A 12211-nucleotide genomic window follows, 5' to 3' on the forward strand; every position below is an offset into this window, starting at 1 on the left:
TATGGGGTTGTGACATTGAGTAACACAGGCATACATGGCCTCCGATTCGGTCCGACTGTACGCGGCGATATACGTCGCCCTCGTCACGCTCGCGGCCTCGAAATACCTGTTCTTCCACCCGCCGGGCAGCATCGAGTTCAGCTACTGGCAGTCCTTCGGGCTGACGATGGGCGCGGCCGTCGCCAAGACCAGCCTCATCGTCGGCTACTACCAGCACCTCCGCTGGGAGAACCGCTCGCTGTCGTGGCTGATGGGCGTCAGCCTCGGCCTCGTGCTGTTGTTGATGGCCGCGGCGAGTTACTCGGTCGCCTGACCGGATGGCCACCGCTGTTCTCGGGCGTCGACTCCCCACCCGCCGACTCGGCTGGGGCGCCCTGCTTTTGAACGTCCAGTTGGTCTCTATCGTCGCCTACTACGCCCTGACGACCGCGGAACCGACCGAACCGCGATACGCGCTCTACGGTCTCCTCTGGGTGAATCTCGGCGCCGCCGCTATCTACGCGACTGACCCGCCGCAGCCCCCGGGTTTCGCCACCCGTCGCCGGGCCGCGGCGCTGGCGGCGGCGTACTTCGGCCTCCTCGCCGTCTTCGGCGGCATCGTGAGTACGGGCCTCGGCGATGCGGCCACCGGGGTTCGCATCGCGTGGCTCCCGCCGGGGTGGGGCCCCGCGTTCGTCTACGGCGGCGAGTACGTCGTCGTCGCCGCCATGCCGGCGTTTCTGGTCGGCTACGCGGCGCTGGCCTATCTCGTCTACGTGACCCTTCTGGAGGCGGCGGGGTCGGCCATCGCGGGCGTCCTCGGGCTCTTCTCGTGTGTCTCCTGTACGTGGCCGATACTCGCGGGTATCGCCACCTCGGCCTTCGGCGGTGCTGGAATCCTCGGGGCGGCCGCGCTGAACGCCTTCTACGACCTCTCGACGGCCGTGTTCGTCCTCACGCTCGGACTGCTCTACTGGCGTCCGGGTATCCGCTGACGAGGCCGTCTATGTCTCGCCGTTTCCGCGTTCGCTGACCACGACGAGGGCGACGGCGGCCACGAAAAGCGCGCTGAAGGCGACGAGGCCGAGACGACCGCCCTCCATCAGTCCGACGGTGACGTACGGCAGCCCCACCGCGAGCGCGAGGGCGATGCCGAGGGCCGTCTTGGCCTCCATACCGGTGGGCTGTGACCGAACGGGGATACGTCTTTCCCGGAGACAATATTTATACGAGTGGTGTGTTAATATGGAACATGGTATCGGACAGCACTGGCGTTGACGCCCTCGACACGCAGGACGAGTCGAACTCGATGACCGGTATCGTCTTCGACGGCATCATCGGGGCCGCAGCCGGGGCGGTCGGCACCGCGGCGATGACCGTCGTGTTGTTCGTCGCGGCCTCGCTGGGGGCCTTCGACATGTCGTCGCTGTCGATGGTCGTCGAGTTGACCGGCATCGCCGCGGTCGTTCCCAGCAATCCCACCGCCGTCGGCTACGTGCTGTTCCTCGCCGGCGGGATGGTGACGTGGCCGCTGCTTTTCGCGTCGGTCGGCCGCTATCTCCCCGGTGGAAGCTACGCCAAACAGGGGGCCTTCTTCGGGTTCGTCCTCTGGACCGGGTTCGTGCTGGCGTTCTACGACGGCTACACCGGCCTCGCCCTGCCGCTGTACGTCGTCTTCACGTTCATCGCCCACCTCGTCTACGGCTTCTCGCTGGGGGCCGTCTTCGATTACCTCGGCGGCCGCGAGGAACCGCTCGTCTGAATCGGCGCGAAGCACTTCTTTAAGAATACGTTCCGTCGACGGCCAAACGGCAGCCTTTAGGGCCGTTCCGGCCGGTGATTCCGCATGGTCATTCGCGCCCAGGACGTTCGCCGACGCTACGGGGAGACGGTGGCGCTGGACGGCGTCTCCTTGGCCGTCGAGGAGGGCGAAATCTTCGCGCTCATCGGGCCGAACGGCGCCGGCAAGACGACGCTCGTCAGGGCACTCACGGGTACCACGAAAGCCGACGGCGAGGTGCAGCTATTCGGCGGGTCGCCGACCGAGGTCGACCGCGACCGCCTCGGCGTCCTCCCACAGGAGTTCTCGCCCGCCGAGCGCCTCACGGCCCGCGAGTTGCTCGAGTACTACGCCGGCCTCTACGATGAAACCCGGGACGTCGACGCGGTCCTCGCCGACGTGGGACTCTCGGAGAAAGCCGACACCTTCTACGAGAACCTCTCCGGTGGGCAGAAGCGCCGCGCCTGTGTCGGGACGGCGCTGGTCAACGACCCCGACCTGCTGGTCCTCGACGAACCCACGACGGGCATCGACCCGACGGGCCGTCGGGACCTCTGGGGGCTCATCGAGGGCCTCGCCGACGGTGGGACGACCGTCCTGCTGACGACCCACTACATGGAGGAAGCCGAGGAACTGGCCGACCGCGTCGGCCTGCTCTCCGAGGGCCAGTTGGTCGCCCTCGGCTCGCCGCGGGAACTCATCGAGCGCCATGGCGGCGACAGTCGACTCGTCATCGAGGCCGACGACGAGGGTGCGGCGACGCGTGCGCTGGAGACGGCGGGCTATCACCTCCTGCCTGACGAGCGCCACGTCGCCGTCCCGGTCGGCCCGAAGGAGATTCCGGGCGTCGTGGAGACGCTCGAGGACGCGGGCGTCGACTACGAGGGGCTGGTCTGGCGCCAGCCGAGTCTCGACGACGTCTACGTCGCGCTGACGGGCACGGACGTGGGTGCGGGCGGCCAGCCCCGCGAGGAGGCCGAGGCATGAGTCGCCTCGGACGGGTCGCCGCCGAGACGAAGGCGGCGTGGTACGGCTTCACCCGCCGTCGGACGGCGGTCTTCTTCACGTTCTTCTTCCCGGTCATCATCATCCTCATCTTCGGCGCGCTGGTCCAGACGGACCCCAGCGGCGGCGGCCTCTTCTCGGAGCCGCCGGGCTACTACGTCGCGGGCTATCTCGCCGTCGTCGTCCTCTTTACGCCGCTGTCGCGCGTGGGAAGCGAGGTAGCGCGCCACCGGGAGGGCAACCGCTTCGAGAAACTGGCGACGACACCCCTGACGCGAGCGGAGTGGCTACTCGCCCAGACGCTCGTCAACGTCGTCGTCATCGGACTGGCGTCGCTGCTCATCCTCGGACTCGTCCTGCTGGTCACCGACGCCGTCTTCACCTTCTCGGTCCTGCTCGTACCCTACGTGGCCGTCGGCGTGGCGCTGTTCTGTGCGGTCGGCGCAATTTTGGGCCGCGTTGCCGACTCCCAAGACGGCGTCATCGCCGCCTCGAACGGCCTCGCCATTCCCCTGCTTTTCCTCTCGGAGACGTTCGTTCCGCCGTCGATGCTGCCGGCGTGGTTCGTCCCGTTCATGAACGTCTCGCCGTTGACGTACTTCGCCCGCGGCGTCCGGGCAGCGACATACAACCCGCCGGGGACGATGGCGTCGTGGCGCGGCACCGAAGGCGGTCTCGTCGGTGCCGACCCCTATCTCAACCTCGCGGTACTGACGGCGCTGGCGGTCGTCTTCTTCGCTATCGGAGCGGTGGCGCTGCCGCGAACGGATTAAAAATCGGGGCCACGATTCTCCGGTCTACCAGAGGATGGCGGGCCAGACGAATTTGAAGAGGAGCCAGATGAGGCCGGTCAGCACGGCGGTCATCACGATGTTCAACGCGATGCCGGCGCGCATCATCTGCTCTTGCTTGAGATAGCCGCTGCCGAAGACGATGGCGTTGGGCGGCGTCGCCACGGGGAGCGCGAAGGCGAAACTCGCGGCGATGGCGCCGCTGGTTGCGAGGAAGACGGCGGCCGCAATTTCCGAGAGGCCGAGCGTCGCGGCGAAGCCGCCGCCGATGCCGATGAGCAGCGGGACGATGATGGCGGAGGTTGCGGTGTTGGAGGTCATCTCGGTGAGGAAGATGACCAAAAGCACCGTGATGCCGACGACGAGAACGATGGGTGCGCTGGTGAGGGAACTGAAGACGGTGTCGGCGAGCCACCCGGTCGCGCCCGTCGAGGCCAGGGCGTCGGCCAGCGCGATGCCGCCGCCGAAAAGCAGGATGGTTCCCCAGTCGATATCGACGAGTTCGTCCCATTCCATCGTGTCGCTCAACACCAGCGCGGGGATGGCCGCCATCCCGACCATGACGTAGTAGAGCAGTCCCTGATGGCCCTCGGGGCCGAAGACGCTCGCGCCGTCGCCGCCGAACAACGTCACGGCGACGGAATCCGAGAGGCCGGGCGAGATGAGGTCGCCGAGGCCGCCGAGCACCCAGAGACCGGCCGTCACGGCGAAGATGACGGCGACGCGGCGACCGCGGGGCCCGAGCGAGCCCTCCTCTTCGAGGTATTCGGTCGCCTGCTCGCGGGCGGCCTCGACGTTCGTGACCCGCGGCGGATAGAGGTGGTAGGTGAGCAGATACCAGACGAGCGGCAGCGTGATAACGACGATGGGCACGCCGATGGCGAGCCATTGAGCGAAGCCGATTTCGTAGCCCAGCAGTTCGTTGAGTTGCGAGGCGAGGATGGCGTTGGGCGGCGTCCCGATGAGTGTGCCGACGCCGCCGACGCTGGCGGCGTAGGCGGTGCCGAGCAGCATCGACACCTGCAGATTGGAGAACTCGCCGTCATCGGGGGTGTCGGCGACGGCCCCGGCACCGTCGGCCGCGATGTCGGCGTCGACGTCGTCGGCCGAGGCCGCCGCGGCTTCGAGCCCTTCGTTGCCGACGACCTGCGTGAGCACGCCCAGCGCGATGGGCGTCATCATCGCCGCGGTCGCGGTATTGGAGACCCACATCGAGAGGAAGGCGGTCCCGACCATCACCGACCCGACGAGCCGCCGGGGGCCGGTTCCGAGCCGGGACATGAGCCACAGCGCGATGCGGCGGTCGATGTCGTACTTCTGGAGCGCGTTGGCAAGCATGAATCCCGCGACGAAGAGGAAGATGAGGTGGTCGGCGAAGCCCGTCAGCGCGGCATCGAGGTCCGCATACACGCCGAAGGCGGTGAGCAACACCGGAATACAGAGAGCCGTCACCGCCAGCGGCAACACGCCGGTCACCCACAGCACCCCGGCGAAGAACATGGTTGCGAAGGCGTACTGTGCCTGTAGGCTCAACCCGGCCGGCGTCGGCGCGGAAGCGATGAGTGCGGTCCCGACCAGCGTCAGCGCGAAGACCAGCAATCGGGTCTTTGCCCTGCTCAAACGTCCGTGTATCATTGATACACTCTCACGTTCATGAATTATCACATTTAGCGGTTTCCGTTCATCGCAGCATCGAGTGGGGTTCTCAACCGCGATGAGTGCTACCGCACAACACGAACGCCGTTCGTCAGAAGTGTTCGATGAGTGCTTCTATCTGCTCGTCCGTCAACTCCTCGGTATAGAGTTCGAGGAGTCGCTTCCGGCGGTCGGCCGAGAGCGCGCGCGTCCCGCTTTCGAGCATCGAGACGTGGGCCTGTCGCATCCCGTCGACGGCCCGCTCGACGTCACGCTGGTCGTAGCCGGCCGCGACCCGGAGGAGCCGCCACGCCTCCGGCGAGACCTCGTTCACGTCGACGGGTCGGCGCTCCTTCATCCGGGCGGTAGATTACCGCAATCGCACAAAGGTCTGTGGATTCGGGTGGCCTCACGGCGACCGGAGTTCGTCGAGAACCGGAATCTCGTCGATGCGCTCCTCGCTCAGGTCGTCCCAGAGGAGGCCCGCCGGTTTCGCGCCCGCGTCGGTTCGAATCGTCCGGGTCGGGGTGCAGATGACGCCCAGCGGCACGTCGTGGTCGCCGACCGCCACCTCGTCGTCGACGACCTGTGTGTCGTGGACGGTCGTGACCGTCGGCGTGTCGTCGTCCACGAGGTCGAGTTCCCGGAGGATGGCGTATTCGAGGTCGCTGTACCCCTCGCCCTTGCCGATGCGGGCCCCCTCGGTGGTGACGGCGACGCTGCCGAGGACGATGGCGTCCAGTTCCGGTACGTCCTCGGGGCCGACCTGTCGGCCGTGTTCGGCCATGTGCGAGACGGTCGGCGCGGCATCGAGGTCGTCGAGTGTGTCGGGGTCCAACTCGACGAAACAGTCGGCCTCGCGCAGTCGGGGCACCGCCATGTAGACGGTCGTTCCCTGCTTCAACAGGCCCCGCCGAAGCGGCAACTGCGGGGCGTCGGGGTTGGCTTTGACCGCGTCGGCATCGGCGAGTTCCGGTAGCGCCAGCGCGCGCTCGGCCGCTTCCTTCGCGCCCTCGAAGTTCGTGATGCGGCCGTGCGGCGGGAAGGGAAACCGGGCGTATCCCTCGGCTTCGAGGCGGTCCCAGACGCGTTCGCGAATGGCCTGTTTGTCGGTCATCGCCCGAGGGTCACGCCATCCCGCGGACGAACTCGATCTGTTCGGGCCCGTAGAAGAACGTGAGCATGAGGTAGGCGACGACGCCCAACACGAGGCTGACGAGCCACGTCGAGACGGCGATGCGGCCGACCTTGGCGTGGGCCGTCTCGCGGAGTTCGGCGGGCGTGTGGGTGATTCCGAGCGTGATGGCATAGAGGACGAGCGGCACCGCCAGCACCGACAGGACGATGTGAATCGCCAGCATGCCGAGATAGAGGCTCCGCAGCGGCGCGCCGGCGACGATTTCCTTGCGGCCGCCGCCGCCCGTCTTCAGGAGGTAGAAGACGAGGAACAGCAGGATGAGCGAGAAGGCGGCGGTCATCGCCTTGCGGTGTTTCTCGATTTCGTCGTTGCGAATCCAGTACCACCCGGCGGCCAGACAGACGACCGTCGCCGAGTTGATGACGGCGATGATGTGTGCGAACAGGTCGACGGTCGATTCGGAGATGGTCGGATATATCCACGCGTCGCCGTAGAGCGTTCCGATGACGACGACGTAGCCGATGACGGTCAGGACGGCGGTCAGAATCCGCGGATGCTCCCGTGCGAACGCCGGGCCGCGCGCTGTCGACATATACGCTCGTTGGAACCGCCACACAAAGGTCGCTTGGGTTTCCGCACGCGGGTTCCGGAACCTCCGAGACGGCCCCGAAGGCGAGACCGATACGGCCTTGTCACCGCCAACCCGCGTGCCGATATGCAGTATCTCTGGTACGCACTTCTCGCCCTTGCGGCCTACACCATGGTCGCGCCGTTGACGAAGGTCGCGACACAGCAGCTACCGGCGGATACCGTCGCCTTCGTCACCAACGGCATGCTCGCGCTAACGGCGCTCGTCATCATCGTCGCGACCGACCGACCGCTGCTCTCGGCGCTTACCCACCAGCACGCGCCGTACATGTACGCCGCCGGCGCCTTCCTCGCGGTCGGCATCATCTCCTACTATCGGGCGCTGGCGGCCGGTCCCGTCAGCGTCGTCGTGCCCATCTTCGGCCTCTTTCTGGTCGCCAGTTCCCTCGTCGGCGTCGTCTTCCTCGACGAGGCGCTGACCGCCCGGAAGGCCGCCGGCGTCGTCCTCGCGGTGGTCGCCGTCTTCCTGACCACCTTCGAGGGATGACCCCCCGCGACGAGGGGTGACTTTAGGCCCGTCCGGCCCCAAGGTCCGGTATGGTCGCACTCGAATCCGAATCCGACGTCCTCGACCACGGTGACCACGCCCCCGAGTTCGAACTCGAAGGCACCGACGGCGAGACCTACACGCTGGGCGATTTCGACGACCACGACGCCCTGCTCGTGGTCTTTACCTGCAACCACTGCCCATACGCACAGGCCAAGTACGGCGCGATGAACGACATCGCCGACGAGTACGGGAGCGTCGCCGTCGTCGGTATCAACCCGAATGACGCCGAGCAGTACCCGGAGGACTCCTTCGAGAAGATGGTCGAATACGTCGAGCGCGGCGACATCGACATCACCGCCTACCTCCGCGACGAGTCTCAGGAGGTCGCCGAGGCTTACGGCGCGGTCTGTACGCCCGACCCCTTCCTCTTCGCGAACGACGACGATGACTTCCGGTTGGTCTATCACGGCCGCTTCGACGACGCGACGAACCCCGACGAGGAGCCGTCGGGCGAACCGGGCTTCGAAATCAAGGACGCCATCGACACCGTGCTGGCCGGCGGGGAACCCGAAGACGAGCGCGGTCCCTCCCGCGGCTGTTCCATCAAGTGGCGAAACTGAAACGGCAATAAATACTTCGTGAACGGAGGGACGTTCAGTCGTCGTCCGGCGCGGCTTCCTCGGGAACCTGTCCTTCGACCAGCGATTCGTCGGTGTACTCCTCGCGGATGTCCTTCTTGGAGAACTTGCCGGTGGCGGTCTTCGGAACCTCGTCGATGAACTCGATGGCGTCCGGGAGCCACCACTTGGGGTAGTCTTCACGGAGCATGTCCATGATTTCGTCGCCGAGGGTCGCCTCGTCGGCGTTCTCGCCGGGGACGACGAATGCGACGGGCCGTTCCTGCCAGCGCTCGTGGGGGACCCCGACGACGGCCGCCTCGGCGACGTCGTCGTGGGCCATGATGGCGTTCTCGAGTTCGACCGAGGAGATCCATTCGCCGCCCGATTTGATGACGTCCTTCGCTCGGTCGACGATCTTGATGTAGCCCTCGCCGTCGATGGTGACGACGTCGCCGGTCTTGAGCCAGCCGTCCTCGAAGTCCTCCTTGTTGGCCTCGGGCCGCTTGAAATACTCCTTGGTGACCCACGGGCCGCGGACCCACAGTTCGCCGAACTCCTCGCCGTCCCAGTCGATCTCCTCGCCGTCCTCGTCGATGACCTTCATCTCGAGGCCGGGCACGAGCAGGCCCTGTTTGCTGCGGTGTTCGAGTTGGGTCTCGTAGTCGGCGTCTTCGAGGCTGGATTTGAGCTGGGAGACCGACCCGATGGGGGACATCTCGGTCATCCCCCACGCGTGCAGGAGTTCGATGTCGCGGTCGTCGAACCAGCGAATCATCGATTCGGGTGCCGCCGAACCGCCGACGATGACGGTGTCCAGCGAGGAGAGGTCGACCTCGTTTTCCTCCGCGTACTCCATCAGGCCGAGCCAGACCGTGGGGACGCCGGCGGTGATGGTGACGCCCTCGTTTTCGATGAGGTGTGCGAGGTCCTCGGGTTCCGGCGAGGGGCCGGGATAGACGTGTTTCGACCCTGCGGCGGTCGCGGTAAACGGCATCCCCCACGCGTTGACGTGGAACATCGGAACGACGGGCATTACCACGTCGTCGTCGGCCATCGGGATGCCCTGTGGCGTCAGGGTGGCCATCGTGTGGCTCCACAGCATCTGGTGGGTGTACTCGACGCCCTTTGGATTGCCGGTGGTCCCGGAGGTGTAACACATCCCGGCGGGCTTTTTCTCGTCGAGCTCGGGCCAGTCGTAGTCGGTCGGTTGGCCGTCGACGAACTCCTCGTAGGGGGTGGCATCGAGCGCGTCGGTGCCGCTACTCGACATCACGACGAAGTCGACGCCCTCGAACTCGGGGGCGTCGGCGGCCGCCTCTGCCAGTTTCGGCGCCAGCGACTCGTCGACGAAGATGAGTTCGTCGTCGGCGTTGTCGACGATGTACTGGATGTGCTCGTCGGGCAGCAGGGGGTTGATGGTGTGGAGTTGCGCGCCGATGGTCGGGACGGCGAAGTAGGTCTCGAAGTGGCGATGGTGGTTCCAGCAGAACGTCGCGACCCGGTCGCCGTCCTCGATGCCGTGTTCGTCGAGGGCGTTGGCGAGTTGCGCCGTTCGCTCGTCGTAGTCCTCGTAGGTGTATCGCTCGATACCTTCGTGGGTCCGTGAGACGATCTCGGTGTCGGGATAGAGGTTCGCCGCACGCCACAGGAACGGTCGAAGGGTCTGGTTCGTACCTCCAGGCATGGGCCGACACCTACGAATGGTCCTGACTTGGTTTTTGTCATGGAATTCCATGACACAACTGCTGGAAATAAGGCACCCGGCTACGCGATGCGACGGCTCACCGCCAGCCCCTCGCCGAGTGGGAGCAGGGTCGTCTCGAAGTCCTCGGCGTCCCCGAGGTGGTCGAGGTAGTCGGCGACGCCACGGGCCATCGCGTTGTCCGTCTCGCCGCCCTCGACGACGACCCGGTGAATCGCCTCGAATTCGAAGGGGCCGGCGGTCATGTTGTCGGCGACGACGACACCGCCGACAGGGACCGCCTCGCGAACTGCCTCGAAGGCCTCGACGTAGCGGTCCTTCTCGTTGTCGACGAGAACGACGTCGAAGGGGCCGTCGTAGGCCTCGACCGTCTCGATTGCATCGCCCAACTCGAACCGGGCGATATCGGCGTGGCCGCCACGAGCGAGGTACTCGCGGGCGTCGTCGAGTTCCTCGGCATCGATTTCTGTCAGCACGATTTCGCCCTCGGCGGGCAGGCCGCGGGCGAACCAGTAGGCCGAGTAGCCGAATCCCGAGCCGAACTCGAAGACGCGCCGGGCGCCGACGAGGCCGGCCAACTGCTGGAGCCACCCGCCGACGGCGGGGCCGACGGTCGGAAAGCCGGTTTTCTCGGCGCGGGCGTCCATCTCGCGGAGCACGTCGTCCGGTTCGGGCCCCACTGCTGCGGCGAAGGTCTCGACGTCGTCGGGAACGGTCATACCGGAAGATGGCGTGCCGCGAGCAAAAACCTGCAGGCTGCGGTCGTTCCGTCGGGGTGAGATGGTCGACTCAGGCGGCCCGGGCGACCGACACCGACAGCAGGAGCGCAACGGCGGCGGTCGCGGCGACCCCGGCGAAGGCCGCGTGGACGCCGGCGACGTCGATGGCGTAGCCGAACGCCGGCGGGGCGACGGCGCCGCCCGCCGAGATGCCGATGGTCATCAGCGCGAAGTTCTTGCCCACGTCGCGACGCTCGGAGGCGAGGTCGGTCAGCGTCGCCCGAGCGGGCCGCGAGAGGTCGATAGTCGCCGCGAGCAGGAGGACGACGCCGACGGCGGCGACGAGCGGCAGGAGGTTCGTCGAGAGGGCGCCAGCGAAGACGACCAGCGAGCCGTAACCGACGAAGAGCAGGGGCGTGGGCCCGACCCGGTCGGCGACGTAGCCGCCGCCGAGCAGGACGACGGCGCCGACGACGAGCATCGCGCTGGCGACGAGGCTGGCGGTGCCGGCGTCGAGGCCGTAGCCCGAATCCAGCAGGGTCGCGGCGTAGGCGCGGACGCCCCAGACCGCCGCGCTGTTGACGAACCACAGCGCGGTAAGCAGGAGGATAAGCGGCGCGCCGGCGATAGTGCGGAAGTAGGCGGTCGCGCGGCCGACGAGCAGGCGGAATCGGTCGCCCGCCGTGTCGACGGCCCGGAGGGCGTCGACGACGCGTTCCTCCCCCTCGCGTGCCTCGGCGCCGGCCCGGGTGATGCTGTCGGGCAGGCGCCGGACGGCGATGACCGTGACGACGGTGTAGACCGCCCCGAGGGCGGCGATGGCGCCGAAGGCGGCCTGCCAGCCATAGCCGAGGACGACGGCGGCGGGCACGACGGCGAAGGGCAGCGCGAGGCCGAGCGCGCCGGCGAAGCCGTGGGCGCTGTAGGCTCGCGACCGGTAGGTGTCGGGCGCGGCCGCGGAGAGGAGCGGGTAGTGGGCCGGGTGGTGGCCGGCGATGCCCACCCCCATGACGACGGCGGCGGCCAGCAGCAACTCGTAGGAGGTCGCGAGGGCGGCCAGCCCACAGCCGACCGTGCCGACCGCGAGCGACCCCACGAGAACGGCCCCGTGGCTGTAGCTGTCGGAGACGTACCCCAGCGGGAGTTGGCCGACGGTGACGACGGCGTTGACGAGGCCGACGGCGAGGCCGAGTTGTCCGAGCGTGACGGAGAAGTCGGCGCTCAAAAGGGAGAATGCGGGGGCGAAAAGCAGGAGATAGGCGTGGTTGACGACGTGGGAACCGGAGACGAGACCGACCACGAGCGGCGCGTTACGCGACACGGGTGGAGTTGGGCACCCGGTCGTCAAGCCGCTTGCGGTCTACGAGCTATCGGCTTCGGAAAACGACGAGAGAAGACGGGAGCGTTAGTCCGCTCGGACGGGGGTCCGCTCGGTCTCGGTCGTCGGCGAGGGGGCGCCGGTACCGAGGCGGTCGACGGCACGGCGAAGACGGTCGGGCGAGACGCCGGCCCGACGGGCCGCGGTGTCCAGCTCCAGTGTGCCACCCTGATACAGTGTCATCGCCGTCCGAAGCGCGTGCTGCTTCATACTCGTAGATGCACTCCAAGGGATTATAATAGTATCGAGAGATAATATACCAAGGCATGACCTTATATGCCGAAGAACATTATCGTTCGTGATACTAGGTGTCCCGTCCGGTGCGT

16 protein-coding genes are annotated in these 12211 nt (G+C 67.0%); 7 read left to right on the plus strand and 9 right to left on the minus strand.

Annotation, left to right across the window (positions count from 1 at the left end):
* Window positions 1-34 precede the first annotated feature (34 nt).
* Entirely contained in the window at window positions 35-313 is a 279-nt protein-coding gene (locus tag U5914_RS16370; RefSeq protein WP_336136815.1) for a cytochrome C oxidase subunit IV family protein, read from the plus strand.
* Window positions 314-317: 4 nt separating this feature from the next.
* Entirely contained in the window at window positions 318-974 is a 657-nt protein-coding gene (locus U5914_RS16375) for a DUF7546 family protein (protein ID WP_336136816.1), read from the plus strand.
* A 9-nt stretch (window positions 975-983) separates the two neighbouring features.
* Here U5914_RS16375 and U5914_RS16380 read toward each other — a convergent pair whose 3' ends face one another.
* A complete protein-coding gene (locus U5914_RS16380; RefSeq protein WP_336136817.1) occupies window positions 984-1154 on the minus strand; it encodes a hypothetical protein in 171 nt (56 codons plus the stop codon).
* Window positions 1155-1231: 77 nt separating this feature from the next.
* On the opposite strand from U5914_RS16380, the gene U5914_RS16385 reads away from it, so the two are divergent.
* The 3 genes from U5914_RS16385 to U5914_RS16395 all read left to right on the plus strand — a co-directional run bounded on the left by U5914_RS16385 (window position 1232) and on the right by U5914_RS16395 (window position 3537).
* Window positions 1232-1741 carry a DUF6789 family protein gene (locus tag U5914_RS16385; protein ID WP_336136819.1) on the plus strand — a complete coding sequence of 170 codons (510 nt, stop codon included), beginning with the start codon at window positions 1232-1234 and terminating at the stop codon, window positions 1739-1741.
* A gap of 84 nt (window positions 1742-1825) precedes the next feature.
* Window positions 1826-2746: an ABC transporter ATP-binding protein gene (locus U5914_RS16390; RefSeq protein ID WP_336136820.1), complete on the plus strand. Its 921-nt coding sequence runs from the start codon at window positions 1826-1828 to the stop codon at window positions 2744-2746.
* Window positions 2743-3537: an ABC transporter permease gene (locus tag U5914_RS16395; protein ID WP_336136821.1), complete on the plus strand. Its 795-nt coding sequence runs from the start codon at window positions 2743-2745 to the stop codon at window positions 3535-3537. Before U5914_RS16390 ends, U5914_RS16395 begins: the two co-directional genes overlap by 4 nt.
* A gap of 24 nt (window positions 3538-3561) precedes the next feature.
* On the opposite strand, the gene U5914_RS16400 is transcribed toward U5914_RS16395, so the two are convergent.
* From U5914_RS16400 to U5914_RS16415, 4 genes are all read right to left on the minus strand, one after another.
* Entirely contained in the window at window positions 3562-5190 is a 1629-nt protein-coding gene (locus U5914_RS16400; protein ID WP_336136822.1) for an SLC13 family permease, read from the minus strand.
* Window positions 5191-5302: 112 nt separating this feature from the next.
* Window positions 5303-5548: a helix-turn-helix domain-containing protein gene (locus U5914_RS16405; RefSeq protein WP_336136823.1), complete on the minus strand. Its 246-nt coding sequence runs from the start codon at window positions 5546-5548 to the stop codon at window positions 5303-5305.
* A 51-nt stretch (window positions 5549-5599) separates the two neighbouring features.
* Window positions 5600-6307 (minus strand): 5-formyltetrahydrofolate cyclo-ligase, encoded by a 708-nt coding sequence (locus U5914_RS16410; RefSeq protein ID WP_336136824.1) that lies wholly within the window; start codon window positions 6305-6307, stop codon window positions 5600-5602.
* A 10-nt stretch (window positions 6308-6317) separates the two neighbouring features.
* On the minus strand, window positions 6318-6920 hold the full coding sequence (locus U5914_RS16415; RefSeq protein WP_336136825.1) for a DUF420 domain-containing protein: 603 nt from the start codon (window positions 6918-6920) through the stop codon (window positions 6318-6320).
* Window positions 6921-7043: 123 nt separating this feature from the next.
* Between U5914_RS16415 and U5914_RS16420 the strand changes: the two genes are divergently transcribed.
* Together U5914_RS16420 and U5914_RS16425 are read left to right on the plus strand one after the other, a co-directional pair.
* Window positions 7044-7463, plus strand: coding sequence for an EamA family transporter (locus U5914_RS16420; RefSeq protein ID WP_336136826.1), 420 nt, complete (start codon window positions 7044-7046; stop codon window positions 7461-7463).
* 50 nt (window positions 7464-7513) lie between these two features.
* A complete protein-coding gene (locus U5914_RS16425) occupies window positions 7514-8086 on the plus strand; it encodes a thioredoxin family protein (protein ID WP_336136827.1) in 573 nt (190 codons plus the stop codon).
* Window positions 8087-8120: 34 nt separating this feature from the next.
* On the opposite strand, the gene U5914_RS16430 is transcribed toward U5914_RS16425, so the two are convergent.
* The 4 genes from U5914_RS16430 to U5914_RS16445 form a co-directional block, all read right to left on the minus strand.
* Entirely contained in the window at window positions 8121-9770 is a 1650-nt protein-coding gene (locus U5914_RS16430) for a long-chain fatty acid--CoA ligase (RefSeq protein ID WP_336136828.1), read from the minus strand.
* 80 nt (window positions 9771-9850) lie between these two features.
* On the minus strand, window positions 9851-10507 hold the full coding sequence (locus U5914_RS16435) for an O-methyltransferase (protein ID WP_336136829.1): 657 nt from the start codon (window positions 10505-10507) through the stop codon (window positions 9851-9853).
* 70 nt (window positions 10508-10577) lie between these two features.
* Window positions 10578-11828, minus strand: a complete 1251-nt coding sequence (locus tag U5914_RS16440; RefSeq protein ID WP_336136830.1) for an MFS transporter — start codon at window positions 11826-11828, stop codon at window positions 10578-10580.
* An 84-nt stretch (window positions 11829-11912) separates the two neighbouring features.
* Window positions 11913-12095 carry a DUF7317 family protein gene (locus tag U5914_RS16445; RefSeq protein WP_336136831.1) on the minus strand — a complete coding sequence of 61 codons (183 nt, stop codon included), beginning with the start codon at window positions 12093-12095 and terminating at the stop codon, window positions 11913-11915.
* Window positions 12096-12211 lie beyond the last annotated feature (116 nt).

The organism is Natronomonas amylolytica, from assembly GCF_037031205.1.
GTDB classification, from domain to species: domain Archaea; phylum Halobacteriota; class Halobacteria; order Halobacteriales; family Haloarculaceae; genus Natronomonas; species Natronomonas amylolytica.

Bases quoted from the DNA above. Each gene is read 5' to 3' on its own strand.
- U5914_RS16370 (WP_336136815.1), top strand. From the start codon at position 35: ATGGCCTCCGATTCGGTCCGACTGTACGCGGCGATATACGTCGCCCTC.
- U5914_RS16375 (WP_336136816.1), top strand. From the start codon at position 318: ATGGCCACCGCTGTTCTCGGGCGTCGACTCCCCACCCGCCGACTCGGC.
- U5914_RS16380 (WP_336136817.1), bottom strand. From the start codon at position 1,154: ATGGAGGCCAAGACGGCCCTCGGCATCGCCCTCGCGCTCGCGGTGGGG.
- U5914_RS16385 (WP_336136819.1), top strand. From the start codon at position 1,232: ATGGTATCGGACAGCACTGGCGTTGACGCCCTCGACACGCAGGACGAG.
- U5914_RS16390 (WP_336136820.1), top strand. From the start codon at position 1,826: ATGGTCATTCGCGCCCAGGACGTTCGCCGACGCTACGGGGAGACGGTG.
- U5914_RS16395 (WP_336136821.1), top strand. From the start codon at position 2,743: ATGAGTCGCCTCGGACGGGTCGCCGCCGAGACGAAGGCGGCGTGGTAC.
- U5914_RS16400 (WP_336136822.1), bottom strand. From the start codon at position 5,190: ATGATACACGGACGTTTGAGCAGGGCAAAGACCCGATTGCTGGTCTTC.
- U5914_RS16405 (WP_336136823.1), bottom strand. From the start codon at position 5,548: ATGAAGGAGCGCCGACCCGTCGACGTGAACGAGGTCTCGCCGGAGGCG.
- U5914_RS16410 (WP_336136824.1), bottom strand. From the start codon at position 6,307: ATGACCGACAAACAGGCCATTCGCGAACGCGTCTGGGACCGCCTCGAA.
- U5914_RS16415 (WP_336136825.1), bottom strand. From the start codon at position 6,920: ATGTCGACAGCGCGCGGCCCGGCGTTCGCACGGGAGCATCCGCGGATT.
- U5914_RS16420 (WP_336136826.1), top strand. From the start codon at position 7,044: ATGCAGTATCTCTGGTACGCACTTCTCGCCCTTGCGGCCTACACCATG.
- U5914_RS16425 (WP_336136827.1), top strand. From the start codon at position 7,514: ATGGTCGCACTCGAATCCGAATCCGACGTCCTCGACCACGGTGACCAC.
- U5914_RS16430 (WP_336136828.1), bottom strand. From the start codon at position 9,770: ATGCCTGGAGGTACGAACCAGACCCTTCGACCGTTCCTGTGGCGTGCG.
- U5914_RS16435 (WP_336136829.1), bottom strand. From the start codon at position 10,507: ATGACCGTTCCCGACGACGTCGAGACCTTCGCCGCAGCAGTGGGGCCC.
- U5914_RS16445 (WP_336136831.1), bottom strand. From the start codon at position 12,095: ATGAAGCAGCACGCGCTTCGGACGGCGATGACACTGTATCAGGGTGGC.